Raw genomic sequence first — 26225 nt, forward strand, 5'->3', positions numbered from 1 at the left:
AAGGGCGGTTTGGCTGTATCAGGCGCGCTGGAAAGACGCGCGAGGATTGGCATGAGCGACGCTCCGAAAAAGCTGCATATCAAAACCTATGGCTGTCAGATGAACGTCTATGACAGCGAGCGCATGGCCGAGGCCATGGGCGCCAAGGGCTACGAGCTGACCGACGATGTGGGCGCGGCGGATATGGTGCTGCTCAACACCTGCCATATCCGCGAGAAAGCGGCCGAGAAGGTCTATTCCGATCTGGGGCGCCTGCGTCCGTTCAAGGAGGCCAAGCCCGACCTGAAGATCGGTGTCGCGGGCTGCGTCGCGCAGGCCGAGGGCGACGAGATTTTGCGGCGCTCGGATCTGGTGGATCTGGTCGTGGGCTCGCAAAGCTATCACAAGCTGCCCGCACTGGTCGCCCGCACCGACAATGGCGCGCGCCCCGTCGAGACCGAGTTTCCGCTGGAAGACAAGTTCGACCATCTGCCCGCGCGCCCCGTGCAGGCGCGCCCGACCGCGTTTCTGACTGTGCAGGAAGGTTGCGACAAATTCTGCGCCTTCTGCGTGGTGCCCTATACGCGGGGGGCCGAAGTTTCGCGCCCTGCCGAGAAAATCCTGCGGGAGGCGCAGGCGCTGGTCGAGAAAGGCGTGCGCGAGATCACGCTCTTGGGTCAGAACGTCAACGCCTATCACGGCGAGGGAGAGGGCGGTGACTGGTCGCTCGCGCGGCTTGCCCGGTCGCTCGCCAAGATCGATGGGCTGGAGCGTATCCGCTACACCACTTCGCACCCGAATGACATGGAAGACGATCTCATCGCGGCCCATGGCGACGAGCCGAAGCTGATGCCCTATCTTCATCTGCCGGTGCAATCTGGGTCGGACAAGATCCTCAAGGCGATGAACCGCAAGCATACGGCGGAGAGCTATATCCGCCTGATCGAGCGTATCCGCGCCGCGCGCCCCGACATCGTGATCTCGGGCGATTTCATCGTGGGCTTCCCCGGCGAGACCGATCAGGATTTCGAGGACACGATGTCGCTGATCCGGGAGGTCAATTACGGCATGGCCTATTCGTTCAAATACTCGCCGCGCCCGGGCACGCCCGCGGCTGGCGCGAAAGGCGCGGTGCCTGCCGAGGTCGCGGACGCGCGGCTGCAAGAGCTTCAGGCGCTTCTGACCTCGCAACAGCGGGCCTGTCAGGAGAGCATGATCGGGCGCGAAGTTAACGTGCTCTTCGAGAAGCCCGGTCGTCTTGACGGCCAGTGGGTAGGCAAATCCGATTACCTGCAGGCGGTCCATGTCTCGGGCGAGGGGCTCGGTCCCGGCGTCCTGGCGAAGGTGCGGATAACCGGTACGGCGCCAAATTCGTTGGCGGGCGAGCTGATCTGAGCGCGCAACGCGTCACTGCATCAATTGAAAAGGGCCGCGTCATCCGCGGCCCTTTCTTGTTGGAAGCCTTCGCCGATCAGTTCGGGCCGGGCGGATCGTTCGCGATCGCTTTCAGAAGCTCTTTGCGCAGACCTTCCGGGTTGCCCACGAGGCTCTCGTTTCTGCAGATTTGCGTCGCGAGGCCGTTCGCATCGCCGTAATCGTAGCCGAACGCCACAAGGTCATCGACGAAGCTGCCCTGCGGGTGATCCCAGATCGTCTCGCGCCAAGGGCCACGGAAGCAGTCGATATGAATCTGTTGCTTGCGGGTCGGGCCGCAGACGGTCTTGTTGTTGACGTGATCGCGCCCCACCGGGCCGGTGTAGCAGCTCGTACCGGCCTGGGCGGCGCCAGCGAATGCCATACCGGTGAGCAGCGCGGCGGCGGTGATTGCAATGGTCTTCATCTTCAGAGACTCTCCTGATCGGGCAGCGGAATAACATAGGTGCTCGTGATCCTTCCGATCCGAGCACCATCTGCCCGCAGTTTGCCCAGATTGAATCCAAATTGGCGAGAGTTTGTCGATATTTGCCGGGCATGTGAAAACAATGGCGGGAAAAACATGGAGGATGTTTAGCCTTCCGCGACAGTTTTCCCGCTAAGGTTGTGTAAAGCTTGCCTTTTCCTACGCGATTCTGCGTCTTTGACGGGCCCTCGGCGGCTTGGCGATTCGGGGTTGTCGCGCGGGGCAACCGTGCCACGGATGTTCGACCCGCTCAGCGACTTGCGTTCCAGATCGACCCGTCTTTGCCTAAAAAACAGGCGAAGTGACCAGACGGAACCGCGCTTGAGTTTTTTCGTTTCAGTTTGATGAAATTCGATACCTCGCCTAGGAGGGCGGGAAACCAGTGCTTGCGTGAATCCCCCAAGGCAGGCACCATATCTTTACCAAACCAGCTAGGGAGACTCTGTATTTGGGCTTCAGCGCGATCACACCCCCGCCTCGCTCTCAGGATGCTCACGAGACGCTTCTTGAGTTCCCCAACAACCGGCTGCTGATCGATCTTTGCGGTGAATTCGACCGCAATCTGGCCCAGATAGAGCACAAGCTGCAGGTTCACATCCTCCGGCGCGGCAATCAGCTGGCCGTGGTGGGCGAGCCGGAGGCGCAATCGCAGGCCGCCGCCGTGCTGCATCAGCTGTATCAGCGCTTGGAACAGAACAAGCAGATCGACGCCGAAGAGGTGGATGCCGCACTGCGCATGGCCGATCTGGGTGGCACCGGGACCACGGTGGACGAGCAGCTCGAGATGTTCGAGGCGGGCAAGTTCGAGATTCGCACCCGCAAGAAGCAGGTCGAGCCGCGCACCGAGGCGCAGAAGGCCTATGTGAAGCACCTCTTCGAGCACGAGCTGGCCTTCGGGATCGGGCCGGCGGGCACCGGCAAGACCTATCTCGCCGTGGCTGTGGGCGTGACCATGCTGATCGGCGGGCATGTCGACAAGATCATCCTGTCGCGTCCGGCCGTCGAGGCGGGCGAGCGTCTGGGCTTCCTGCCCGGCGACATGAAGGACAAGGTCGATCCCTACATGCAGCCGCTCTACGACGCGCTGAACGACTTCCTCCCCGCCAAGCAGCTCGCGAAGCTGCTGGAAGAGAAGCGGATCGAGATCGCGCCGCTCGCCTTCATGCGCGGGCGCACGCTGTCGAACGCCTTCGTGGTGCTCGACGAGGCGCAGAACGCCTCGACCATGCAGATGAAGATGTTTCTGACCCGCCTGGGCCAAGGCTCGCGGATGGTTATTACCGGCGACCGATCGCAGGTGGACCTGCCGCGCGGGATGCCTTCGGGACTGCAGGATGCCGAGCGTATCCTCGGCCATGTCGAGGGGATCAGCTTCAACTACTTCACAGCGAAAGACGTGGTGCGTCACCCGATGGTCGCGAAGATCATCGACGCCTACGATCAGGCGGAAGGCACCTGAAGCCGGGAGGCTTTAACGAAGAATTAGTGATTTGCCCGCGCCTCGGCGCGGGCATTTCGCTGTGTGGTGACGTGTCTGGAAATCTGACAAAGGGCCGCGCTTGACCCTCGAGAGGGCGCTTTGTCTTGCAAGGCCGCATGATATCCGAACGCGCGAGGATATCGCCAATGCGCCGTCCCCGGGGGGCGGTCGCCCCCGTACGGGGCCAACGAAAAACGCCCGGCCATTCGGACCGGGCGTTTTCAAATTCCATCGCGAAGACCTCAGTCTTCCTTCTTGCCTTCCAGCGCCTCGATGCGGGCCTTCAGCGCGGCGTTCTCTTCGCGGGCTTTCTGCGCCATCGTGCGGACCGCGTCGAACTCCTCGCGGGTCACGAGGTCGCGGTCGGCGAGCCACCGGTCCATCCAGCTTTTCATCGCCGTCTCGGCCTCGTCCTTCGCGCCTTGGGCCACGCCCATCGCGTTGGTCATCAGCTTGGACATCTCGTCGAACATCTTGTTGGGCGGCTGCATCGGCATCCCCTTGCGGTCAATTTCTGCTTCCCTGACTATATGGGCCGCGTCGGTGCCGCTGGCAAGGTTGACTTCCCGGCCCGCGCAGGGCTTTCTCGCGGCGATTTCTGACAGGAGACCGCCTTGCTGCCTCTGGCCATTCCCTTCCCGCAATTCGATCCGGTCGCCCTTACGATCCCCGGTCTGGGCCTGCCGATCCGCTGGTATGCGCTGGCCTATATCGCGGGGCTGATCGCGGGATGGCGGATCATCGTGGCGCTGATGAAGCGCGATACGCTCTGGCCGACGAACAGCGCGCCGATGGCGCCGGGCAAGGTCGAGGACCTGCTGACGGCGGTGATCGTGGGTGTGGTGCTGGGCGGGCGGCTCGGTTTCATCCTGTTCTACGAGCCTGCATGGTATCTGGCGCATCCGCTCGACATCGTGAAAGTCTGGCAGGGCGGCATGTCTTTCCATGGCGGTTTCCTGGGCACCCTGGTCGCAGGCTGGTGGTTCGCGCGCCGTCACCACGTGCCGAAGCTGCAACTCGCCGACGCGATGGCGTTGGTGGCGCCGATCGGGCTGTTTCTCGGACGGATCGCCAACTTCATCAAGCCGGAGCTTTGGGGGCGTCCGACGGACGTGCCGTGGGGCGTGATCTTCCCCGGTGAACTGGCGCAGACCTGCCTCGGGATCGCGGGGCAGGTGGACGGGTCTTGCGCGCGCCATCCCTCGCAGCTCTACGAGGCGGGGCTCGAAGGGCTGCTGCTGGGACTGATCCTCTGGGGGCTGGTGAAGTTCGGTCGTTCGCTGAAGCGTCCCGGGCTGAGCCTCGGCGTCTTCCTGATGGGCTACGGAGCCGCGCGCGCCTTCGTGGAGCTGTTCCGGCAGGGCGATCCGCAGTTCGTGACCCTCGGCAATCCCTATGGCCACGTGATCCGCTTCACGGACGGTTGGGGGCTGACGATGGGGCAGGTGCTGTCGCTGCCGATGATCGCGGTGGGGTTGTATTTCGTGATCCGCGCGCTGCGCGCGCCGAAAGCATCGTGACCCCGCTGGGCGACATCCTTGCCGCGCAGATCGCGGCGGAGGGGCCTATGCGGCTCGACCGCTATATGAGCGTCTGCCTGCTGCATCCCGAACATGGCTATTACGCGACCCGCGATCCGTTCGGGCGCGCGGGCGATTTCATCACCGCGCCGGAGATTTCACAGATGTTCGGCGAGATGCTGGGCCTGTGTCTGGCGCAAGCATGGCTCGATCAAGGGCGGCCTACGCCGTTCATCTTGGCCGAGGCTGGGCCGGGGCGCGGCACGCTGATGGCCGATATGCTGCGCGCGATGAAGGCGGTGCGCGGGATGGTGGACGCGGCAGAGGTGCATCTGATCGAAGCCTCGCCGACCCTGCGCGAGATTCAGAAGCAGAAGCTCGCGCCGCATCAGGTGGTGTGGCATGAGACCATCGACGACCTGCCAGACACCCCCCTGTTCCTCGTAGCGAACGAGTTTCTCGACGCGCTGCCGATCCGGCAGTTCCAACGGGTCGAGCAGGGCTGGGCCGAGCGGCAGATCGGATTGTCCGACGAGGGCGCGCTGACCCCCGGCCTCGCCCCGCCCACGCGATTCGAGGCTCTGGAGCCGCGCATGGCTGACACCGTGCCGGGCAATGTGGTCGAGACCTGTGCCGCTGCGGTGAGTTTCACTGAAAGGCTCGCAGCGCGGATCGCGCGCCAAGGCGGCGCGGCGTTGCTGATCGACTATGGCAACTGGCATTCCAAGGGCGACACGTTTCAGGCCCTCAAGGCGCATGAACCCGTCGATCCCTTCGCGACACCGGGTGAGGCGGACCTGACCGCCCATGTCGATTTCGAACCTCTGGCGCAGGCGGCGCACAGGGTCGGGGCCAAGGTGTCGGCGATGACCGCGCAGGGCCTTCTGCTGGAGCGGCTGGGCATCACGGCGCGGGCGCAGCGCCTCGCGCAGGCGTTATCCGGGGCCGCGCGCGAGACCCATATCGCCGCGCATCGCCGCTTGACCCATCCCGAGGAAATGGGTCACCTGTTCCAAGCTCTCGCACTGGTGGCGCCGAATGCGCCGCTGCCGCCGGGCTTCGACCCAAACACCGACTGAGCCATTGGGGGGCACGATGTCGACGATGCTCGAAATTCTGACCTCACCCGCCCTGGGGGCGGTGAAGCACGGCTTCTTCACCCGCAAGGGCGGGGCGTCCTCGGGCATTTTCGCCGGGCTCAACTGCGGCCCCGGTTCGTCGGACCAAAGCGAGGCGGTGCGTACCAATCGGGCCCGCGCCGCAGACGCGTTGGGGGTTGAGCTGAACGCGCTGCAGGGCGTCAATCAGGTGCATTCGCCCGATGTCGCAGTGATCGAAGAAATCACCGATCCGCCGCCGCGCGCCGATGCGGCGGTGACCAAGGTGCCGGGCATCGCAATCTCGATCCTGACCGCCGACTGCCAGCCGGTGCTGTTCTCGGACCCGAAAGCGGGCGTTATCGGCGCGGCCCATGCGGGCTGGCGCGGCGCGATGGAGGGGGTGCTGGAGAACACACTCGACGCGATGGAGCGTCTGGGCGCGCATCGCGAGGACATCACCGCGGTGATCGGGCCGTGTATCTCGGTTCATTCCTACGAGGTCGGCGAGGACTTCATGGAGCAGTTCCTGATGGAAGACATGGATTACAGCCGGTTCTTCTCGCCCGGACCCTCGGGCAAGCCGCATTTCGACCTGCCGAGCTTCTCGCTGCACCGGCTGCGCGAGGCGGGCGTCGGTGAGGCGGAATGGATGCGTCGCTGCACCTACCGGGAGCCCGAGCGCTTCTATTCCTACCGCCGCGCGACCCATGCGGGGGAGGCCGATTACGGGCGCCTGCTCTCGGCGATCCGCCTCTGATCGATCTGGGGGCGCGGGCGGCGCGCCGCCCGCACATGAGATAGCTCTGAAACAATCGGCCTTGCCGCATTCGTTCGTTTCCTTGCGCGAAAAATTCCCACTCTTGCCCCATGCTGGCCCCATTGCGCGGTCACAACAGTCCTGAACCGGATCGAAGACGATCCTGAGACGAGGGGACAACAACGTGAACAAGCAACAACCGACCCGCCGCTGGATGAAAACCGCGCTGGACTCCGCACGTAAATGCGACACGCCGATGCCGTGGGCGCGCGATGCGCGCAGCGCTCAGACGCGTCGCACGGCGGCGGCCGCGCCGCGGAGGGTCGGCGCCGCACAATGATCTCCCTTCTCGCAACGCGATCGCAATTGGTCATGCGGATCGCAATGCGAGAGTTGGCCGGGCGCTGCCACGCCCGGCCATTTTCATCACCCGCTTCCAGTGCCTCTGGAGGCGGGTGATTCGCTTTGAATGTGGTGAGACTGTGGCGGTTTGTGCGCGCCCGGGAAACCTGCCGTTAGGGCAGGTCTCGACTGCTCGGGGATCGTGAGACAATCGCATCAAAAATTTGACGGGGTCACCGGTTTTAGCCATGTTGTGAGCGTCTCTCTGCAACCGGTGGGGGCCGATGCAGCCGTGAGAAGACCGAAAGGCCTATCGCATGAATCTACCCCACCGGACGGCAGCGGCCGCGCTCCGTCCCGACAGTTCCGAACCGCCTCTGCCGCGCCCTTTGCGTGCGAGCCCGAATGCGCCGAAACGCGCCCTGCGCGCCTCCGCGATGACGCGCCGTTATGCCGCGTGGTGGCTGGAGGCAGATGGGTTCATCGAGGAAACCTCCCGCGTCGCCCCGGCGATTCCGTTGTTCGAGGAGGCGTTCTCTGCCTTGGCGCGCGGCGCTGTGATCGCGACCGAGGAGGGCCCCGTCTCGATTGAGGATGTGGTGCCCGGGATGCGCGTCCTGACCGCCGACGAGCGGGTTGAGACCGTCACCTGGAAAGGGTCGATGACGATGTTCCCCGCCGCGAAGGACAAGGCCGCGGGGATGATCCGCGTCACCGCCGAGGCATTCGGGCATGGTCGTCCGTCGCAGGATCTGGTGTTGGGCCCGCATGCGCGGATTTGCCTGCGCGACGCGCGGCTGCGCGCGCGTCTGGGGATCGAGGCGGCCTATGCGCCGATTGCGGCTTTCGTCGACGGGGTGAGCGTGATCGAGGTCGCGCCGATCTCGCCGGTCTCCGCCTATCACCTGGTGCTGGAGCATCACGGCTCGCTCAAGGTTGGCGGCATGGAGGTCGAGAGCTTCCACCCAGGCGAAGGCTTCGAGCGGATGATCGATCCTCGGATGGCGGAACTGTTCCTCGCGCTGTTTCCGCAGATGGACAGGCTGCGCGAGTTCGGCCCGCTCGCCGCACCGCGGCTGACCCGGTTCGAGGTGGAAGACATGCTGATCTGAGCGAGGGCCTGCAAGGGGTAAAGGCTCCGGTCGGAGTTGACGGCGCTCGTGGGGAGCCGGTCACGGAAAACGCCGCGCGTTGAGAACCTCGCGCGGCGTTTTTTGTTGCGGGCCGGGGAGGGGGCTCTGCCCCCGCGCTTGCGCGCCCCCCGGGATATTTCAATCAAGGAGAAGTTCAGGCCTCCTCCATCGCCTCCAGCTCGTCGATGAAGCCTTCGATCATCGACAGGCCCTTGTCCCAGAAAGCCGGGTCGGAGGCGTCGAGGCCGAAGGGCGCGAGCAGTTCTTTGTGGTGCATCGAGCCGCCCGCTTCCAGCATCGCGAAATACTTGTCCTGGAAGCCCTCGGGCGCGGCCTCGTAGGCGGCGTAGAGCGCGTTCACCAGCCCGTCGCCGAACGCATAGGCGTAGACGTAGAAGGGCGAGTGGACGAAGTGCGGGATGTAGGACCAGAAGGTCTCGTAGCCGTCCATGAATTCGAATGCCGGGCCGAGGCTTTCGCCCTGCACAGACATCCATAGCGCGTTGATGTCCTCAGGCGTCAACTCCCCTTCGGCGCGGGCTGCATGCAGCTTGCACTCGAAATCATAGAAGGCGATCTGGCGGACGACCGTGTTGATCATGTCCTCGACCTTGCCGGCCAGAAGCGTCTTGCGCTCTTCGCGGGTCTTCGCCGCAGCGAGGAGTTTGCGGAAGGTCAGCATCTCGCCGAAGACGGAGGCCGTCTCGGCCAGCGTCAGCGGCGTGTTGGCCAGCATCTCGCCCTGTTTCGCGGCCAGCACCTGATGGACGCCGTGGCCCAGCTCATGCGCCAGCGTCATCACGTCGCGCGGTTTGCCGAGGTAGTTGAGCATCACGTAAGGGTGGACGGTCGTCACGGTCGGATGCGCGAAGGCGCCCGGTGCCTTGCCCGGCTTCACGCCCGCATCGATCCAGCCTTTCTCGAAGAAGGGCTGCGCGATATCGGCCATGCGCGGATCGAAGCCGGAATAGGCGTCGAGCACGGTGTCCTTCGCCTCGTCCCACATGATGTCGCGCGGGGCTTCGGTCGGCAGCGGCGCGTTGCGGTCCCAGATTTGCAGCTTCTCGAGGCCGAGCCATTTCGCCTTCAGCTTGTAGTAGCGATGCGACAGACGCGGGTAGGCCGCGACCACGGCGTCGCGCAGCGCCTGCACCACTTCCGGCTCCACGTCGTTCGACAGGTGGCGACCGGTCTGCGGCGTCGGCATCTTGCGCCAGCGGTCCTCGATTTCCTTTTCCTTGGCCAGCGTGTTGTGGATGCGCGAGAAGGTGCGGATGTTCTCGCCGAACACGTTCGCCAGCTCCTTCGCCGCCGCTTCGCGTTTTTCGCGATTGTGGTCGGAGAGGAGCGTCGTGGTGGCCTCGAGCGACAGTTTCTCGCCCTGCACCTCGAATTCCAGCGCCGCGGTGGTCTCGTCGAAGAGGCGGTTCCACGCGGCAGCGCCGACGACCGATTGGTCGTGGAGGAATTTCTCCAGCTCGTCGGAGAGCTGGTAGGGTTTCATCGCGCGCATGCGGTCAAACACCGGCTTGTAGCGGGCGACGCGCTCATCGGCGAAGACGGCCTCGTAGGTCGCGTCCGGGATGCGGTTGAACTCAAGGCTGAAGAAGACGAGTGGCGTGGTGTAGGTGGTGATCTTGTCCTGCGCGTCGGACAGCAGCTTCACCCGTGCCGGGTCGGTCGTGTTCTGGTAATAGCGCAGGCCGACATAGGACATCACGCGGCCCGCTTTTTCGTCGATTTCCTCGTAGCGCTTGATGCACTCTGCCATGCCCGCCGCGTCGAGATCGGCCAGCTTGCCTTCGTAATCGGTGGCGAACTCGGCGCAGGCTTTTTCCAGCCACGCCATGTCCTTGCTCAGTTCCGGCGCGTCGGGGGCGGGGTAGAGGTCGCTGAGATCCCATTCGGGCAGATCGCCGAACGCCCCTGCATTGGCATTCGCATCGAAGACGGGGCGGCGGTGTGTCAGCGTCATGGGCATCCTCATGTATGTCTGGCTCATGTATGTTTGGTTGTTTTCCAGATAGGGGCAGGGGCGCCGCCGTGACAAGGGCGCGGGCTCGCTGGGTGTTGCACAATTTTTCGGCAGATGCCGCGAAATGAGCGATCCCCGGGCGCGCCGCGTTGCTTAACTTTGGGCATCGCCTTTTACTCGCGAGGCACACGGCCTAGACTTAAATAAAAGACTAGGGGGGCATATCCGGCGCGATGACAGAGTATTTCAACGAGATGTTCGACGGCGGCAAAGTGCGTCAGCCCTATAGCGGGCTCGATGGCTGGATGCGCGAAATGCCCTCCGAGCTGCGCGCGATGAAACAGGCCGAGGCGGAGGCGCTGTTTCGCCGGATCGGGATCACCTTCGCGGTCTACGGCGAGGGCGGCGACCCGGACCGCCTGATTCCCTTCGACATGTTTCCACGCGTCTTCACGCAGGCTGAATGGCGTAAGTTGGAGCGCGGAATCAAGCAGCGCACCCGGGCGCTGAACGCCTTCCTGCTGGATGTCTACGGGCGTGGCGAGATCGTGCGGGCGGGGCGTATCCCGGCGCGGCTGGTCTATCAGAACGATGCGTTCGAGCGCGCGGTTTCGGGCTTCATCCCGCCGCGCGGCATCTACAGCCATATCGTCGGCGTCGATCTGGTGCGCACGGGGCCGGATCAGTTCTACGTGCTTGAGGACAACTGCCGCACGCCCTCGGGCGTCTCATATATGCTGGAGAACCGCGAGATCATGATGCGGATGTTCCCGCAGCTGTTCCGCGAGAACCGGATCGAACCGGTGGATGGATATTCGGACGCGCTGCGCCGCACCTTGGCCTCGGTCGCACCGGCGAAATGCGAGGGCGAGCCGACGGTCGCGATCCTGACGCCGGGCCATTTCAACTCGGCCTATTACGAGCATTCCTTCCTCGCCGACCTGATGGGCGTCGAGCTGGTGGAGGGGCCGGACCTGTTCTGCGAGGGCGGCTTTTGCTGGATGCGCACGACCGAAGGTCCGAAGAAGCTCGACGTGATCTATCGCCGGATCGACGACGCTTTCCTCGATCCGCTCTGCTTCCGCCCGGATTCGATGCTGGGCATTCCCGGCCTGATGGATGTCTACCGCTCTGGCGGTGTGACGATCTGCTCGGCACCGGGCGCGGGCGTCGCCGACGACAAGGCGATCTACACCTTCGTGCCGGAAATGGTGCGCTTCTATCTTGGCGAAGAACCACTTCTGGAAAACGTGCCGACGTGGCAATGCGCCAAGGCCGACGATTGCAAATACGTGCTCGAACATCTCGACGAGCTGGTGGTGAAAGAGGTTCACGGTTCCGGCGGTTACGGCATGCTCGTCGGGCCGAAATCGACGAAGGAGCAGATCGAGAATTTCCGCCACAAGATCGAGGACAATCCCGAGAACTACATCGCCCAGCCGACGCTCGCGCTGTCGACCACGCCGACTTTCGTGGAAGAGGGCGTGGCTCCGCGCCATGTCGATCTGCGGCCCTATTGTCTCGTCGGCGAGAAGATCGAGCTTGTCCCCGGCGGGCTGACCCGCGTCGCGCTGACTGAAGGGTCGCTCGTCGTGAACTCGTCGCAGGGCGGGGGCGTGAAAGACACCTGGGTTTTGGCGGAGTGATCGGATGCTGAGTAGAACCGCTGAAAACCTGTTCTGGGTCGCGCGCTACATGGAGCGCGCAGAGACGATGGCACGGCTTCTGGAGGTCGGCGCGCGGATCGCGCTGACGCCGTCGACCGGTCATGGCTACCGTTCCGAATGGGAGAGCCTGCTGCAAGCCTCGGGCACTGCCGATGGCTTCTCCGAGAAATACGGCGATCCGGTGCAGCGCAACATCGAGAGCTACCTGTTCTTTGATCGCGACAACCCGTCCTCGGTGATATCCTGCGTCGAGCGTGCACGGGAGAACGCGCGCATCGTGCGTACGGCGATCACCGGTCAGGTCTGGGATACGCTCAACACCGCGTTCCAGGAGATCCGCCAGATCGAGCGTCAGCCGCGCTCTGAATGGGAGATTACAGAGCTGTGCGAATGGGTGGCCCGCCAATCGGCGCTGCTGCGTGGGGCGATGGACGGCACGATGCTGCGCAATGACGGGTTCTTCTTCATGAACCTCGGCTATGCGCTGGAGCGGGCCGACAACACCGCGCGTCTGATCGACGTGAAATATTTCGTGCTCCTGCCCTCGGTGGAGATGGTGGGCTCTGGCCTCGACAATTACCAGTGGCAGGTGCTGCTGCGCGCGCTGCAATCCTATCGCGCCTTCCACTGGGCCTATGGCGGCGAGTTGACGGCGTCGAAGATCATGCATTTCCTGATCCTCAACCCGGCCAGCCCGCGCTCGCTGATATCGGCGACGCGCAAGGCGATGCACCACCTCGACAATCTCGAAAGCTTCTACGAGGTCGAGCCGGGCACCGGCCTGCCGCAGATGCGGGCCAAGGCGCTGATGACCGAGCTGAACCAGACTCAAGTCGCCGAAATTATCGAGGAAGGCCTGCACGAGTTCCTCACCCGTTTTATCGGCGAGATCGGGCAGCTTACCGCGCTCGTTCAGCAAACCTACCTGTCGGGAGATGCGCGATGATCCTCACCGTCAACCATGTCACCACCTATGATTACGACGCGCCAATGGGGGCCGCGGTGCAGTCGCTGCGCATGTTCCCCTCGCGCTTCGAGGGCCAGCGCGTCATCGAATGGGACGTCTCGGTCGAAGGCGGTCTCCGGGGCGGGTCGTTCCGCGACGGCGCCGGTGACCGTATCGAGGGCTGGTCGATCCGCCCACCGGTCGACGAGGTCGCGATCACCGTGACGGGGCAGGTCGAAACTTTCGATACCTCGGGCGTGCTGCGCGGTCACCGCGAGCTGGTGCATCCGATGGCGTACCTGCGCGAGACCGTCGCGACATGGATCGACGACAGTCTGGCGGCGCTGGCCGAAGAGGCCGTTGCAGGGGCCACGGAAAATCTCGATCGGGCGCATCGCCTCAGTGCCGCGATCTCCGAAGCGATCGCCTACAAGCCGGGCGCCACCCATTCGCACACCACAGCCGCCGAGGCGCTGGCGCAGGGCGAGGGGGTCTGTCAGGACCATGCCCATGCGCTGGTCGCGGTAGCCCGCTGTGCCGATCTGCCTGCGCGCTATGTTTCGGGCTACCTGTTCGCGGCCGATGATGGCACCCCGCACGAGGCCGCCCATGCCTGGGCCGAAATATGGATCGCGGGCATCGGCTGGATCGGCTTCGACCCGGCGAACAAATGCTGCCCGGACGAGCGCTATATCCGCCTCGGCTCCGGGCTCGATGCGCGCGAAGCCGCGCCGATCCGTGGCATCACCCAAGGCTCGGGCGAGGAGCGACTGCACGTCACAGTTGCCTTGGACCAAGTCCAGCAATAGATTGCGCGCTTGTCAGGGATCAAGGAACGAACATGACTTATTGCGTAGGCCTCTTGCTGAACGAGGGGATGGTGCTGCTGTCGGACACGCGGACCAATGGCGGGCTCGACAACATCGCGACCTATCGCAAGATGTTCACCTTCGAAGAGCCGGGCGAACGTGTGATCGCGATCATGACCGCGGGCTCGCTCTCGGTCACGCAAACGACGCTGGCGCGGTTGCGCGAGGCAGCGGATGCGAGCGACGCGACGGGCGACAGCTCGATCATGGAAGCGCCGACGATGCTGAAAGTGGCCGAGATCATCGGCAACACGATGGCGGGCGTGCGCAAGGACATCACCAGCCGGATGGATGCCGAGCGGGTTTCGACCTCGGCCTCGATGATCGTCGCGGGCCAGCGCGCGGGCGGTGAGATGCGGATGTTCCTGATCTACCCGGAGGGCAACTTCATCGAAGCCACCGAGGACACGCCCTTCCTGCAGATCGGCGAGCATAAATACGGCAAGCCGATCCTCGATCGCGTGGTCCGTCCGGACACAAACCTGATCGATGCGCAGAAGGCGGTACTCCTTTCGATGGATTCGACGCTGCGCTCGAACCTCTCGGTGGGGATGCCGCTCGATCTGGCGGTGATCAAGAAGGACGAGTGCCGGATCTCCAGCCAGCGCCGCATCGAGGCGGGCGACAATGATTTCGCGGAAATGTCGGAAGCCTGGTCGAACGCGCTGCGCGACAGCTTCACGCAGATTCAGCTTTGACCGGGTCGCGGGCGTCCAGCCCGCCCGCCGCGTCGAACAGCGCGGTGCAGCCGTCGTAGAAGCGTTTCCGCGTTGCGGGGATTTCCATCATCAATTCGTGCTCGGCGTCGGGGATCACGTCCAGCGTGCCTTTTGGCCAACGCCCCATCCGGTCATGGACCGAGGGCGTGTGCACGATCTTCTCCGCCCCGCCCAGGCCGCAATAGCAGGGCAGGTCGGGGGAGGGCAGGGCCGCTAGCGCCTCGCATTCCAGCAGGCTCTCGGCGACCCAGTGGATCGTCGGGCCGGCCAACGTCAGTTCGGGGCGCTTCGCGGCCTGCTCGAGCAGCCAGGCCCACATCCCGGGATCGCGGGTCAGGCGGTTCGCCTCGAAACTGTCGCGGTAGACATAGGTGGTGCCGTTCATGCCGGGCGGATAGTTGTTCGCGAGGAAGCCGTCGCCCAGAAGGTTTGCCAGCACGATGCGGAACGGGTGCAGCAGCGGCGAGGTGGCGATCCCCCACATCGGCGCGGAGAAAGCCACCGCGTTGAAGCGATGGTGTTCATGCATCACCGCGCGCAGCGCGATTGCGCCGCCCATCGAATGGCCAACGATGTAATAGGGTTGCGGCAGACCGAGCTTGTCCGCAGCGTCGATCACCGCATGCAGATCCCACTGGTAATCCTGCAAGCCGCCGACATGGCCCTTCTCGGGTGCGTCGGGCAGAAGCCGGTCGGCCAGGCCTTGCCCGCGCCAGTCGATGGCGAGCATGGCATAGCCCCGGGCCGCGAATTCCGCGGCCGCAGGGCCGTATTTTTCGACATATTCGGTGCGCCCGCATCCCAGAAAGACCGTGCCGCGTGGTTGGGGCGGTGCTGGCCAATGTGCGAAGCGTATCCGCACCCCATCTTCCGCCGTCAGCCAATAGGCAGCGCCGCCCTCGGGGCCGCGCGCGATCTCTTCGAAAATCGGGGCGCGTTCCATCAGGCCAGAGCCGCACCCAGCTGCATGGCGAGGCCCATCGAGCCGTCGACCGAAAGTTTGCCGGACATGAAGGCCGCGGTCGGGTTCACGTCGCCGTTGAGCATGCCTTCGAAGGTCTCGCGATCGGCGGTCAGAACGACTTCCGCGTCGTCGTCGCCTTCACGCACGCCGTTCTCGTCGGCAATGATCGAGCCTTCGCCTTCGATCACGAATTTTGCAGTCGAAGAAAACCCATCGGGCAGTTTCGCCCGCAGCGCCTCAACGGCCTTGTCGATAACCTCGCTCATCGCGTCCTCCAATTTTGATGGCCGGGCTCTCGCATTCTCCGGCAATTGCATTACAGTCATGATTTATGTGGCAGCGATTTGACAGATACAAATGTGTCGTCACGGCATTTTGCTTTTCGGCGATGCTGGGAACAATGGCGGCATTCCCCGCCAGCGCCGAAACCGCAGGTCTGGACCCGTATTTCAAAGAGTTGGCCGATCCCAACGATCCGGGCTGGTCGCGCGCCGAGGCGGACATCCGCAGGGCGTGGTCGCGGTCTGGATCCGCAGCGATGGACCTGCTCCTGAAGCGCGGCGAAGAGGCGCTGGACGCCGGCGATACCGAGGCCGCGATCGAGCATTTCACGGCGCTCACCGATCACGCGCCCGATTTCGCCGCTGGCTGGAACGGGCGGGCGACCGCCTATTTCATGGCCGGGCTCTATGGCCCGTCGGCGGCGGATATTGCGCGTACCCTGAAGCTGGAGCCGCGACATTGGGGCGCGCTTGCAGGTCTGGGGGCGATCCTCGAGGAGATGGGCGACGACAAGCGCGCGCTTGAGGCCTATAAGAAGTCTTTTGCCTTGAATCCGCATCAACAGGATGTGAAAGACGCCATTGCGCGCCTCGACGAGGCGCATCAGGGCACGGCTCTCTGAGAGCTGGAACGGAGCTGCGATGCAAGGCGGGCGGATCACGGCCGTTCTGGGGCCGACCAATACCGGCAAAACCCATTACGCAATCGAGAGGATGCTGGCGCATCGGACCGGCGTCATCGGACTGCCGCTGCGGCTCTTGGCGCGCGAGGTCTATGACCGGATCGTCGCGCAGCGCGGCCCCTCGGTCGTGGCGCTGGTCACCGGCGAAGAACGTATCGTGCCCGAGCGGACGCAATATTGGGTCTGCACGGTCGAGGCGATGCCGACGGGGATCGGCGCGGATTTCCTTGCCATCGACGAAATCCAGCTATGTGGCGATCCCGAGCGGGGCCATGTCTTCACCGATCGGCTGCTGCATGCGCGCGGGCTGCACGAGACGCTGTTCCTCGGCTCCGAGACGATGCGCGGGGCGATCGCGGCGCTGGTGCCAAAGGTGCAGTTCACCAAGCGCGAGCGGTTTTCCGAGCTGACCTATTCCGGTTCGAAGAAAATCTCCCGGATGAAGCCGCGCTCGGCCATCGTGGGGTTTTCGGTCGAGAACACCTATGCGATCGCGGAGCTGATACGCCGCCAGAAGGGCGGCTGCGCGGTGGTGATGGGGGCGCTCTCGCCCCGCACCCGCAACGCGCAGGTCGCGATGTATCAAAATGGCGACGTCGACTATCTGGTCGCCACCGATGCGATCGGGATGGGGCTCAACCTCGATATCGACCATGTCGCGTTTTCGGCCACGTCGAAATTCGACGGGCGGCGGATGCGCCCGCTTTTCCCGCATGAACTTGCGCAGATCGCAGGTCGCGCCGGGCGCCACACCACCGATGGCACGTTCGGGGTGACCGGCGAGGCGCGGCCGCTGCAGCCCGAGGTGATCGAGGCGGTCGAGAACCACCGTTTCGCGCCGCTGCAGAGGCTGCAATGGCGCAACGCGCGGCTCGAATTCGGTACCGTGGACCGGCTGATCCAATCGCTCGACGCGCGGCCCGCCGAACGCGATGGCGGCGAATGGCTGACCAAGGGACGCGAGGCCGACGATGCGCGCGCGCTCAAGGTGCTGGCCGAGGATCCGGCAATCCGCGACCGCGTCACCAGTCCAAAGGACGTGCAGCTTCTCTGGGATGTCTGTCGAATCCCCGATTTTCGTTCGATTTCCGAGGCCGAACATGCAACGCTTCTGGCGCGCATCTTCGAGTTCCTGCAATCGGGCAAGGGCGTGCCCTCGGACTGGCTCGCGCGCCAGATCGAGCGTATCGACAGGACGGGCGGCGATATCGACACGCTCTCGCGTCGTCTCGCCTTCATCCGCACATGGACCTATGTTGCGCAACGCAAAGGGTGGGTCGATGATGAAAGCCATTGGCGCGAGGCGACCCGCGCTGTAGAAGACCGCCTGTCGGACGCGCTTCATGGCGCGCTGACGCAAAGATTTGTGGACCGGCGCACCTCTGTGTTGATGCGCCGGCTCAAGCAGAAGGAGACCCTCGTGGCCGAGGTGAACGACAAGGGCGAAGTGACGGTGGAAGGCGAATTCGCGGGCCGTCTGGAAGGATTCCGGTTCAAGCAGGACGAGACCGGCTCGCCAGACGAGGCGAAGATGCTTGCCCGCGCGGCGTATGAGGCGCTCGCGCCCGAGTTCAATCTGCGCGCGGACCGCTTCTACAATGCGCCCGATACGGAGATGGATTTTACCGAGCAGGGCGGCCTGATGTGGGGCGACACCGCTGTCGGCAAGCTGGTAAAGGGGCCCGATGTCCTGAAGCCGACCGTGCAGGCTTTCGTCGACGACGAGGCAGGCGCGGATGTGGCCGAGAAGGTTACGCGCCGTCTACAGCATTTCATCGACCGCAAGGTCGCTGCCCTGTTCGAGCCGCTTCTGGCGATGAGTCGCGACGAAGAGCTGACGGGTCTCGCCCGTGGCTTCGCGTTCCGCATGGTGGAATCGCTGGGTATCATCCCGCGCGAGCAGGTCGCCGCCGAGGTGAAGGATCTCGATCAGGACGCGCGCGGTTCTCTGCGCAAGCACGGTGTGCGCTTCGGCCAATACACGATCTTCATGCCCGCGCTTCTCAAGCCCGCGCCGACGCGTTTGCGCCTCGTGCTGGCCTCGCTCTGGTCGGGCGCGGATGAATTCCCCGAAAGCCCGCCTCCGGGCCTCGTGACGATCCCGAATATCGATGCGTTCGATGCCGAGACCTATCGCCTGTCGGGCTACCGCCCCTCCGGCGCGCGGGCGATCCGCATCGACATGCTCGAACGTCTCGCCGATCTGCTGCGCACGCAGGATAGCCGCGGCGGGTTCGAAGCCAATCCGGACATGCTCTCGATTACCGGCATGACGCTGGATCAGTTCGCCGATCTGATGGGCGGTCTGGGCTACAAGGCCGAGAAAGGCGAGCGCGCGAAGGTGAAAGCCGCCGATCTTGAGAAGGCCGAAGAGCAAGCCGGTGCCGAGGCCCTCAAGACCGAGCAGGCCGACGAGGCGAAAGCCGAGGCTGGCGGCGGCGAGCAGCCTGCCGAGACCCATCCCGAGGCGGAGGCTGCGGCCGAGGCCGGCGGCGACATGGTGGCAGCCGATGACGTGACCAGCGACGAGGTCGAGGTCTTCTACACCTTCACTTGGGCGCCGCGTCCGCGCGGCAACCGTCCGCCGCGTCGCGATCAGGGGCAGGGTGGCAAGCCCGGTGGCGAACGTGGCGAGCGCAAGGGTGGCGGCAAGCCGCATGGCAAGCGCGACGGCAAAGGCAAAAAGGGTGGCAAACCGCAAGGCGCGCGCAACTTCGAGGCTCGTCCGCCGAAGAAGGACAAGCCGGTTGATCCGGACAACCCCTTCGCGGTTCTGGCAGCCCTCAAGGACAAGAAGTAACGTCCCGCCATGGCTGACGCGCCCGAGCGCATCCGCATCGACAAATGGCTCTGGCAGGCGCGGTTCTGCAAGTCCCGCGGCCTCGCGCAGGAGCTGGTGCAGGGTGGCAAGGCGCGCGTCAACGGTCAGCGCATCGACAAGCCCGGTCGGGCGATCGGCCCGGGCGATGTGCTGACCTTGCGGCTCGGCAAGGGCGAAGACGCACGAATCTGTGTGCTGCGGGTACTGGAATGCGGCACACGGCGCGGCCCCGCGGTCGAGGCTCAGACGCTTTACACCTTGCTCGAACCGGAGGGATAGGCTGTGCGCAATGCCGCAGCGAAAAGCCGGGCCTCTCTCTTGAAAGAGGGTTCATCCCCCGCTAGGACGGGGCAGGAAGCTGTTCAATCGGGGTTTCACCAATGACCTACGTCGTCATCGATAACTGCATCAACTGCAAATATACCGACTGCGTCGAGGTCTGCCCGGTGGATTGCTTCTACGAGGGGGAGAACACGTTGGTGATCCATCCCGACGAATGCATCGATTGTGGTGTCTGCGAGCCCGAATGCCCCGCCGATGCGATCCGTCCGGATACCGAGCCGGGAATGGAATCCTGGGTCGAACTAAACCGGAAGTATTCCGAGCTCTGGCCGGTGATCACCCAGAAGAAAGATCCGATGCCAGAAGCCGAGAAATACGACGGCGAGAGTGGCAAGCTGGAGAAGTATTTCTCCGAGGCGCCTGGCGAAGGCGACTGACGGGTCGGTGATTCTGACCAATTTTCCCCGATTCTCTGGGAATTGGGGCGCTTTACGCTGCGGCATTTTGTCAAAATCCCCTGCGTAACTCTTTGAAAACGCATCATATTACATATGCGCGACAGTTACGCGCTTTGAAATTCATGCGATTCTTGCTATATTACTGTCACAAATGAGTTCGACCCCACCTTTTGCGTCGCCCGCTCGCCCGCAAAAGAGATCTTGTGACTGACTGACGAACGCGGAGCTAGAGAGCCCCGTGGGCGTCGTATGCTCGCTGGATACCGGGGTTCGTGACCGGCTGCAAGGAAACGAACCGCATGACCAAAACCAAGAAGACCGAATTCCGCCCCAACGATTTCGTCGTCTACCCGGCGCATGGCGTAGGGAAGATCATGTCCATCGAAGAACAGGAAATCGCCGGGCTCAAGCTCGAGCTTTTCGTGATCTCCTTCGAGAAGGACAAGATGACCCTCCGCGTGCCGACGCACAAGGCGACCGAAGTCGGGATGCGCAGCCTGTCTTCGCCCGACATGGTGACCAAGGCCCTCGAGACCCTCAAGGGTAAGGCCAAGGTCAAGCGGGCGATGTGGTCGCGCCGTGCGCAGGAATACGAACAGAAAATCAATTCGGGCGACCTGCTCGCGATCGCTGAAGTGGTGCGCGACCTGCACCGCAGCGACGATCAGCGCGAGCAGTCCTACTCGGAGCGCCAGCTTTATGAAGCCGCGCTCGAGCGTCTGACCCGCGAAGTGGCCGCCGTTTCGGGCACCGACGAAGAGCGTGCCGCGAAAACCGTTGACGAGGTTCTGGTCGGCCGCGCCGCCTGATCGCGCACACGCGGAAGTTTTCCAACGCGAGGCTTGCGAGCCTCGCGTTTTTTCATGGGCGAAGGGCAGGGGAGCCGTCGCCCGCGATTACGCTTCCGGCCCGGTCTTTTCGTTGCCCGGGGCCTCGCGATCGCTTTCGTCGCGCTCGCCGCGGCGGCGGAACTGCTCCATCATTGCGGCTTCCAGTTCTGCGTTGAGCTCCTTCGTGCGCGCGATGTACTCGGCGTTCTGTTCGACCGGCACGCCTGGCTTCCAGACCTGCGCCAGGTCGCGCACGGCGGCCCGGTCGAGCTTGAAGAACAGTTTCTCCAGCTCCGAGGCTTCGAAGGCCGACAGTCCCGCGTTCTCGAGCACATACCGCCCGGCGCGCAGGGAGCTGTCGAACATCTCGCGCACGATGTCATTCGCGCCGGCTCGATACAGATCGAACACATGCGTCCGGTCGCGCGCGCGGGCGACAATGTGAAGGTCGGGCCGGATGCGGCGCGCATAAGCCACGAGCTTCGTGGTCTGTTCGCGCCCGTCGAGCGCTGCGACCAGCACCCGCGCCTGATTGATGCCGGCCGCGGCGAGCAGGTCGGGGCGCGTCGGATCCCCGAAATAGCCCTTGAAGCCGAAGGTTCGCATCAGCTGGATCGTCTTGAGATCGGCGTCCAGAACGGTCGTGCGCATGCCGGACATCGTCACCAGACGGTTCACCACCTGCCCGAAACGGCCCACGCCTGCGATGATGATCGGCTGCTGCTCGTCGATCGCGTCGGGGTCGGGGCCCGGCGGCTTGCGCAGCCTGAGGCCGATCTGCTCGTGCAGGATGAACAGCAAGGGCGTGATGAGCATCGACAGCGCGATCACCACCAGAAGCTTCTCGGCCAAGGCATTCGGCAAAATCCGTTGGCCGACCGCGAAGGAGACCAGCACGAAGCCGAATTCGCCAGCCTGCGCGAGACTCAGCGTGAACAGCGAACGATCCGGCCCGCGGATCTTGAACAGCACCGACAGCCCGTAAAGCACCGCCGATTTCAGCGCGACCAGCAGGAAGACCAGCGCGAAGATATTCGCGGGCTGCGCGGTGATGACGTCGAAATTGATGCCCGCGCCCACGGTGATGAAGAACAGGCCCATCAGCAGGCCCTTGAAGGGCTCGATATCGGATTCCATCTCGTGTTTGAACTCGCTGTCGGCCAGCACGACCCCGGCGAGGAAAGTCCCGAGCGCGGGCGAGAGGCCTACAAGGTTCATCAGGCTCGCGATGCCCACCACGATCAGCAGCGCCATCGCCGTGTTCACCTCGCGCAGCCTTGCGCCTTGCACGAACCGGAACAGCGGGCGCACGAGGTAATGCCCGATCAGCACGGTGAAGGCGACCGCGGCCAGCGTGATCACCGTGACGCCCCAGGCGGGCAACGAGTCGATCACGCGCGCCACGACGTGATCGCCGTGCCCAGCCTTGGCCACCGCCCGCGCGCCGGGCAGGGCCAGAAGCGGCATCAGCGCCAGCATCGGGATTACCGCGATATCCTGCGTCAGCAGCACCGCGAAGGAGGACCGCCCGCCCGCCGTCTGCATCAGTCGCTTCTCGTTGAGAGTCTGCAACACGATCGCCGTCGAGGACAGTGACAGCGTCATCCCGATCGCGAGCGAGACGCGGAAATCCTCGCCCATCGCCATCACGATCGCGGTGACGAGGATCATCGTGACCAGCACCTGCAACCCGCCGAGCCCTACCAGCTTGTCGCGCATCGCCCATAGCGCACGCGGCTCCAGCTCCAGTCCGATCAGGAACAGCATCATCACCACGCCGAACTCGGCGAAATGCTGCAGGTCGGTCATCTCGGCGCCGGAGAGCCCCGTGACCGGGCCGATCAGGATGCCCGCGATCAAGTAGCCCAGCACAGAGCCAAGGCCGGCACGGGTGGCCAGCGGCACTGCGATCACCATCGCGAGCAGGTACAACGTGGCTTGAAAGAGAAAGCTTTCCATCGGCGGCTTGTTTCCTTGGGCGGTGCGCGGGAGGGGGAGGGGCGCGACGCGTCTACGTCCCAGCGTAATCCAGCGCAGACCGTGCGCAAGGGTTCAAGGTCGCGAATGATTGCGCCGCGCGCGTTTAGCCCTCTTGCAGCAGCTTCAGCGTCAGGCTGCGCGACCCTTTCTTATAGGTCAGCGCATTGGAGCCGATCTGCGTCACCCGCCCGCCATCCAGCCGGTCGCCCACCCCCACTTTGACGAAGCGCCCGTTCGAGAGCCGCACGAGGGCGCGGCGGTTCGACGAGGAGCCGTAAAGCCCGATCAGGTTGATCTTCCGCAGGTTGATGACGTTCTTCTCGGTCGCTTGTCTGGCGACGGAGGCAGAGGTCGGCAGGCGCGTCGGCGCGGCAGTGGGTTCCGGCTCGTCGAGATCGGCGGGCCGCGGGTCGGGCACGGGCGTGGCGACCGGGGCGCGCGCGGCGGCGGCGGCGACCGTTTGCGCGGGCTCGGCGGCGATCGCAGCGGCAAGGGCGTTCTCGACGGAACGCGAGAAGTTACGCGGTTTCGTCGGCGGGGCGGCGGAGCGCGCCACCGCCAGAGCGGTCGCGCCGGCGAAGGGATCGGCGTTCTCGGCGACGGCTTCATCTTGCGCCTGCACGGCGGCGGCGACCGATTCCTGGATCGATGCGGGACGACGCGGTGGCCGCAGTGCCGCGAGTTCAGGGTTCGCGACCGCTGCGGATTCCGAGGCGGGCGCCTGCGTCGTGGCGAGCTTGGTCACCGCGTCGGGGCGAGCCGTCGGGCGCGTCGTCTGGAGTTCGGGATTGGGCTGAAGTGCCGGGTCGAGCGCGCCTTGATCGTTCGGATCAGCCTGCGTGGCGGGATCGGTCTCATTTGGCGCTGCGGTTGCGCCGGTGAGGTCGGCGGGCTTGTCCGCGGGACGGAATCCCGACAGCGACGGGATCGCGCCGAGCGTGCCTTCCGGCGTGATCGGTTGGGTCGCGGCATAGGCCTGCGCGACGGCTTCGGGGCGGGGGCCCGGAGTGACGGCGGGCGCGCCCGCGTAAAGCGTGAAGCCGCCCGGCATTTCCACTCCGTCCTCCGTCGGCGTGACAGGCGGGGTGTCTGGGGGCTGCGTGTCGCTCTGCAGCGTATCGGCGCTCGGCGGGGCGAGCGGCGTCGCGGTGAAGGCGGGAAGCTCTGCGGGCGGCGTCGCAGGCGACGCGGTCTGCGCCTCGGTTGCGGGAGCTTCGGTCGCGTCGCTTTGTGCGGTTTCGCTGGCGGTCGTGTCGTTTGCCGCAACGTCTGTTTGCGTGTCGGCCGTGGCGTCCGGAGTCTCTGCCTGCGAATTGAGCATGGTGTCGGGGGTGGTGTCGCCCGTGTCGGACGCCGTGATGTCCGAAGCGGTCGCCTGCGCGTCGGCGGGCGGCTCTGCCGCAGCCGTATCGGCAGGCTGCGTGTCAGAGGGCTGTGCGTCGGCGCCGCTCTGCGTGGGCGCCTGATCCTGCGCTGGCGCGGCGGTGTCGGGCGCGGCCGTGGTGACCGCGTCGCTTTGTTCCGACGGGGCGGGTTGCGCCTCAGCCGGGGCGAGCGCCGCGACTTGCTCGTCTTGAGGAGCAGGTTGGTTGGCCTGAGCCTGAGCGTCGGATTGCGTTGCCTCGAGGGCCGCCACGTCAGGAGTGGCCGGGGCAAGGGCGGTCTGCTCTCGCGCGTCACCCGCAGCCGGGGCGGGCGCTTCGGCGATGGCGTCCACCGGCGCATCGACCGGTGCGGGATCGTCGAGCAGTGTGGTCCAGAGCGCGATGATCGCCAGTACCAGCACCAGCGCGCCGGTGAGCATCAGCCCGAGATGGCGCGGCTTGCCGCCAGTCGTCGGCCGCTTGGTGCCGCCGAAAACAGTCTTGTCGCTCATACGCTCGACGATCGGCGCCGGGGTGGCGGTGCTCGCATCCGGCCCGTCCTTCGCCTCCTCGCGCAGCAACGAGGTCGCGGATTTCGCGCCGAGCGCGGTCGTTCCGCCAATCCCCGTGCGCGCCGAGGAGGCTGTAGCCTTGCCCGCTTTCGCCCCGGTTTTCTGCGGTTCTTTCGGCGTGAAACGCGGATCGGGCTCGTCGAAATCGAGCGTGGGCGCGGTGATCTTGGCGTCGCCCGATGCGATCTTGCTGCGATCGGGCATCGGGCTGAGCCGCGTGGCCCCGCCGAGCCGCGGTGGCGTGTCGTTCGCGGTCACCGTCGCCGCGTGGTCGCGGCGCGAAGCGAAGGCGGCGGCGATAACGCTGGCGTCGGATTTCGGCAGATCGTCGTCGTCCTCGTCGCTTTCGAGAGCCTCGGATTGGTCGCTCTCCGCGTCGTGCGCCACCTCCTCAGGTTTGGCATCGGCCTCCGCGGCGGTCGGCAAGGCCGGTGCGGCCGCAAGGCCAGCAGCGGCGAGGGCTGCGTCCGAGGTTTCCTCGGCACTGTCCGCCTCCGCGTCGTCGGAGAGCGCGCCATCCGGCTCGCCCTCGGCAAATTCGACCGCATCCGCAGCCTCGGTTTCCTTGGGTGCGATTTCGCCCGCCGCCACCGCTTCGGCGGCCTTGGCGGCGGGGCTTGCCGCAGCGGGCGTGTCCTCGCTCGGCGCGCCTTGCTGCGCGTCGGGCTCGGCGCCCGCCGCATCGAGCAACTCGGAGAATTCGCCCGGCTCGTCCGGCAGCGTGAGATCAGCCTCTTCCGCCGTGGCCTCCGCTCTCGCCGGCTGATCCAGCGCGCTCAATTCTGCCAGTTCGGTTTCCGAGACTGCGCTGTCGTCGGAGAGCTCCGCCTTGTCGCTCTGCGCAGCGGCGGTTTCCACCTCGGCGGACTCCGTCTCCGGGGCTTCTGACGGAACGGCCTCCGCCGGTGTCTCGCTTGCCTCCTCGGACAGATCGACAGCCACGATCAGCGCGAATTTGTCGGGCTCGACATGCGCACCTTCGGGAATGTACTGCGCGACCGACGAGGTCAGGCCGAATTGCGGCTCGCCGGGGAAGTCGCCGGGTTCGGGGGCGGCCACGAAGCTGACCGGGTTGAAGCCGTTCTCCTGCGCGAAGCTCTCGGCTTCCTTCAATGTCTCGCGTGCGATCACGGCGACCTGCACGGTCTGGCCGGGGCCCGCGAAATCATAGACCAGCTCGCTGACGGGGTAGGGCGTCATGCCTTCCAGCGCCGCTTCGATCTGTTTCTTGCGCTGCGCCGGGCTGGGACCGGGCGCGTAGATCGCGGTATAGAGAATCTGCGTATCCGGCAGCACGAGCTTCGAAGTGAAGCCGCGCGGAGCCTGCGCCCGGGCCTTGTCGCGCAGGGCCGCGACCTCGGCTATCGGGTCCTCCCCTTCGAGCGCGGCTTCGCCCAGAAGCGTCCAGCCCTCTTTCGCGCGGTGCACCAGAGCGATGCCATCATGCGAGAGGATCAATGCAAAATCGGGTTTCATGGGTGCTGCGCGCGCCTCGGGGCGGTCCGGTCCAAGTGTTCACATCTTGGTAAAGGAGATTCGATCTTCTGAAAAGCGCCGCGACGGGGACGGAGCGGGCATTTGCCGGTTTTCCACCGTTTCAACG

Annotated in this window: 22 protein-coding genes; 15 read left to right on the forward strand and 7 right to left on the reverse strand. The window is 64.9% G+C overall.

Annotated features, from left to right (window positions below):
• The first annotated feature begins 51 nt into the window (after positions 1-51).
• Positions 52-1374: a tRNA (N6-isopentenyl adenosine(37)-C2)-methylthiotransferase MiaB gene (miaB, locus tag B6V75_RS10155; protein ID WP_088719613.1), complete on the forward strand. Its 1323-nt coding sequence runs from the start codon at positions 52-54 to the stop codon at positions 1372-1374.
• A gap of 76 nt (positions 1375-1450) precedes the next feature.
• On the opposite strand, the gene B6V75_RS10160 is transcribed toward miaB, so the two are convergent.
• The gene (locus tag B6V75_RS10160) at positions 1451-1819 is read right to left on the reverse strand and encodes a hypothetical protein (RefSeq protein WP_075774072.1); all 369 of its coding nucleotides are present in this window, start codon (positions 1817-1819) and stop codon (positions 1451-1453) included.
• 508 nt (positions 1820-2327) lie between these two features.
• Between B6V75_RS10160 and B6V75_RS10165 the strand changes: the two genes are divergently transcribed.
• Positions 2328-3338, forward strand: coding sequence for a PhoH family protein (locus tag B6V75_RS10165; protein ID WP_075774073.1), 1011 nt, complete (start codon positions 2328-2330; stop codon positions 3336-3338).
• Positions 3339-3601: 263 nt separating this feature from the next.
• Here the strand turns inward: B6V75_RS10165 and B6V75_RS10170 are convergent, their stop codons facing one another.
• The gene (locus B6V75_RS10170) at positions 3602-3850 is read right to left on the reverse strand and encodes an accessory factor UbiK family protein (protein ID WP_088719767.1); all 249 of its coding nucleotides are present in this window, start codon (positions 3848-3850) and stop codon (positions 3602-3604) included.
• 132 nt (positions 3851-3982) lie between these two features.
• Here B6V75_RS10170 and lgt point away from each other — a divergent pair, with 132 nt between their 5' ends.
• The 4 genes from lgt (at position 3983) to B6V75_RS10190 (ending at position 8190) form a co-directional block, all read left to right on the forward strand.
• Positions 3983-4879: a prolipoprotein diacylglyceryl transferase gene (lgt, locus tag B6V75_RS10175; RefSeq protein WP_077701393.1), complete on the forward strand. Its 897-nt coding sequence runs from the start codon at positions 3983-3985 to the stop codon at positions 4877-4879.
• A complete protein-coding gene (locus B6V75_RS10180) occupies positions 4876-5958 on the forward strand; it encodes an SAM-dependent methyltransferase (RefSeq protein ID WP_088719614.1) in 1083 nt (360 codons plus the stop codon). Before lgt ends, B6V75_RS10180 begins: the two co-directional genes overlap by 4 nt.
• Positions 5959-5983: 25 nt before the next feature.
• Positions 5984-6736 (forward strand): peptidoglycan editing factor PgeF, encoded by a 753-nt coding sequence (pgeF, locus tag B6V75_RS10185; protein ID WP_075774327.1) that lies wholly within the window; start codon positions 5984-5986, stop codon positions 6734-6736.
• Positions 6737-7395: 659 nt separating this feature from the next.
• Complete coding sequence (locus tag B6V75_RS10190; RefSeq protein WP_088719615.1) at positions 7396-8190, forward strand: Hint domain-containing protein; 795 nt, start codon at positions 7396-7398, stop codon at positions 8188-8190.
• Positions 8191-8365: 175 nt separating this feature from the next.
• Here the strand turns inward: B6V75_RS10190 and B6V75_RS10195 are convergent, their stop codons facing one another.
• On the reverse strand, positions 8366-10186 hold the full coding sequence (locus tag B6V75_RS10195) for a M3 family oligoendopeptidase (protein ID WP_088719616.1): 1821 nt from the start codon (positions 10184-10186) through the stop codon (positions 8366-8368).
• A 233-nt stretch (positions 10187-10419) separates the two neighbouring features.
• On the opposite strand from B6V75_RS10195, the gene B6V75_RS10200 reads away from it, so the two are divergent.
• From B6V75_RS10200 to B6V75_RS10215, 4 genes are read left to right on the forward strand one after another with little or no spacing between them, the layout of a single operon-like run.
• Positions 10420-11832: a circularly permuted type 2 ATP-grasp protein gene (locus B6V75_RS10200; protein WP_075774078.1), complete on the forward strand. Its 1413-nt coding sequence runs from the start codon at positions 10420-10422 to the stop codon at positions 11830-11832.
• 4 nt (positions 11833-11836) lie between these two features.
• Complete coding sequence (locus tag B6V75_RS10205; RefSeq protein WP_075774079.1) at positions 11837-12799, forward strand: alpha-E domain-containing protein; 963 nt, start codon at positions 11837-11839, stop codon at positions 12797-12799.
• Positions 12796-13608 carry a transglutaminase family protein gene (locus tag B6V75_RS10210; protein WP_075774080.1) on the forward strand — a complete coding sequence of 271 codons (813 nt, stop codon included), beginning with the start codon at positions 12796-12798 and terminating at the stop codon, positions 13606-13608. The genes B6V75_RS10205 and B6V75_RS10210 overlap by 4 nt, the downstream gene beginning before the upstream one ends.
• 32 nt (positions 13609-13640) lie before the next feature.
• Positions 13641-14366 (forward strand): peptidase, encoded by a 726-nt coding sequence (locus tag B6V75_RS10215; RefSeq protein ID WP_075774081.1) that lies wholly within the window; start codon positions 13641-13643, stop codon positions 14364-14366.
• Here the strand turns inward: B6V75_RS10215 and B6V75_RS10220 are convergent.
• Together B6V75_RS10220 and B6V75_RS10225 are read right to left on the reverse strand one after the other, a co-directional pair.
• Complete coding sequence (locus B6V75_RS10220; protein ID WP_088719617.1) at positions 14347-15330, reverse strand: alpha/beta hydrolase; 984 nt, start codon at positions 15328-15330, stop codon at positions 14347-14349. The genes B6V75_RS10215 and B6V75_RS10220 overlap by 20 nt on opposite strands.
• Positions 15330-15617: an SCP2 sterol-binding domain-containing protein gene (locus B6V75_RS10225; protein ID WP_075774083.1), complete on the reverse strand. Its 288-nt coding sequence runs from the start codon at positions 15615-15617 to the stop codon at positions 15330-15332. Before B6V75_RS10225 ends, B6V75_RS10220 begins: the two co-directional genes overlap by 1 nt.
• A 134-nt stretch (positions 15618-15751) precedes the next feature.
• Here B6V75_RS10225 and B6V75_RS10230 point away from each other — a divergent pair, with 134 nt between their 5' ends.
• From B6V75_RS10230 to B6V75_RS10250, 5 genes are all read left to right on the forward strand, one after another.
• Positions 15752-16255, forward strand: coding sequence for a tetratricopeptide repeat protein (locus B6V75_RS10230; RefSeq protein ID WP_233242988.1), 504 nt, complete (start codon positions 15752-15754; stop codon positions 16253-16255).
• Between the two features lie 19 nt (positions 16256-16274).
• Positions 16275-19115, forward strand: a complete 2841-nt coding sequence (locus B6V75_RS10235) for a helicase-related protein (protein WP_088719618.1) — start codon at positions 16275-16277, stop codon at positions 19113-19115.
• 9 nt (positions 19116-19124) lie between these two features.
• Entirely contained in the window at positions 19125-19415 is a 291-nt protein-coding gene (locus B6V75_RS10240; protein ID WP_075774086.1) for an RNA-binding S4 domain-containing protein, read from the forward strand.
• A gap of 101 nt (positions 19416-19516) precedes the next feature.
• A complete protein-coding gene (fdxA, locus tag B6V75_RS10245; protein WP_075774087.1) occupies positions 19517-19855 on the forward strand; it encodes a ferredoxin FdxA in 339 nt (112 codons plus the stop codon).
• A gap of 320 nt (positions 19856-20175) precedes the next feature.
• Positions 20176-20685 (forward strand): CarD family transcriptional regulator, encoded by a 510-nt coding sequence (locus tag B6V75_RS10250; protein ID WP_075774088.1) that lies wholly within the window; start codon positions 20176-20178, stop codon positions 20683-20685.
• A gap of 87 nt (positions 20686-20772) precedes the next feature.
• On the opposite strand, the gene B6V75_RS10255 is transcribed toward B6V75_RS10250, so the two are convergent.
• Complete coding sequence (locus tag B6V75_RS10255) at positions 20773-22665, reverse strand: monovalent cation:proton antiporter-2 (CPA2) family protein (protein WP_088719619.1); 1893 nt, start codon at positions 22663-22665, stop codon at positions 20773-20775.
• A gap of 124 nt (positions 22666-22789) precedes the next feature.
• Positions 22790-26098 carry a hypothetical protein gene (locus tag B6V75_RS10260; protein WP_088719620.1) on the reverse strand — a complete coding sequence of 1103 codons (3309 nt, stop codon included), beginning with the start codon at positions 26096-26098 and terminating at the stop codon, positions 22790-22792.
• Positions 26099-26225 lie beyond the last annotated feature (127 nt).

The organism is Thioclava sp. F1Mire-8 (assembly GCF_002213165.1).
In the GTDB taxonomy this organism is placed as follows: domain Bacteria; phylum Pseudomonadota; class Alphaproteobacteria; order Rhodobacterales; family Rhodobacteraceae; genus Thioclava; species Thioclava nitratireducens.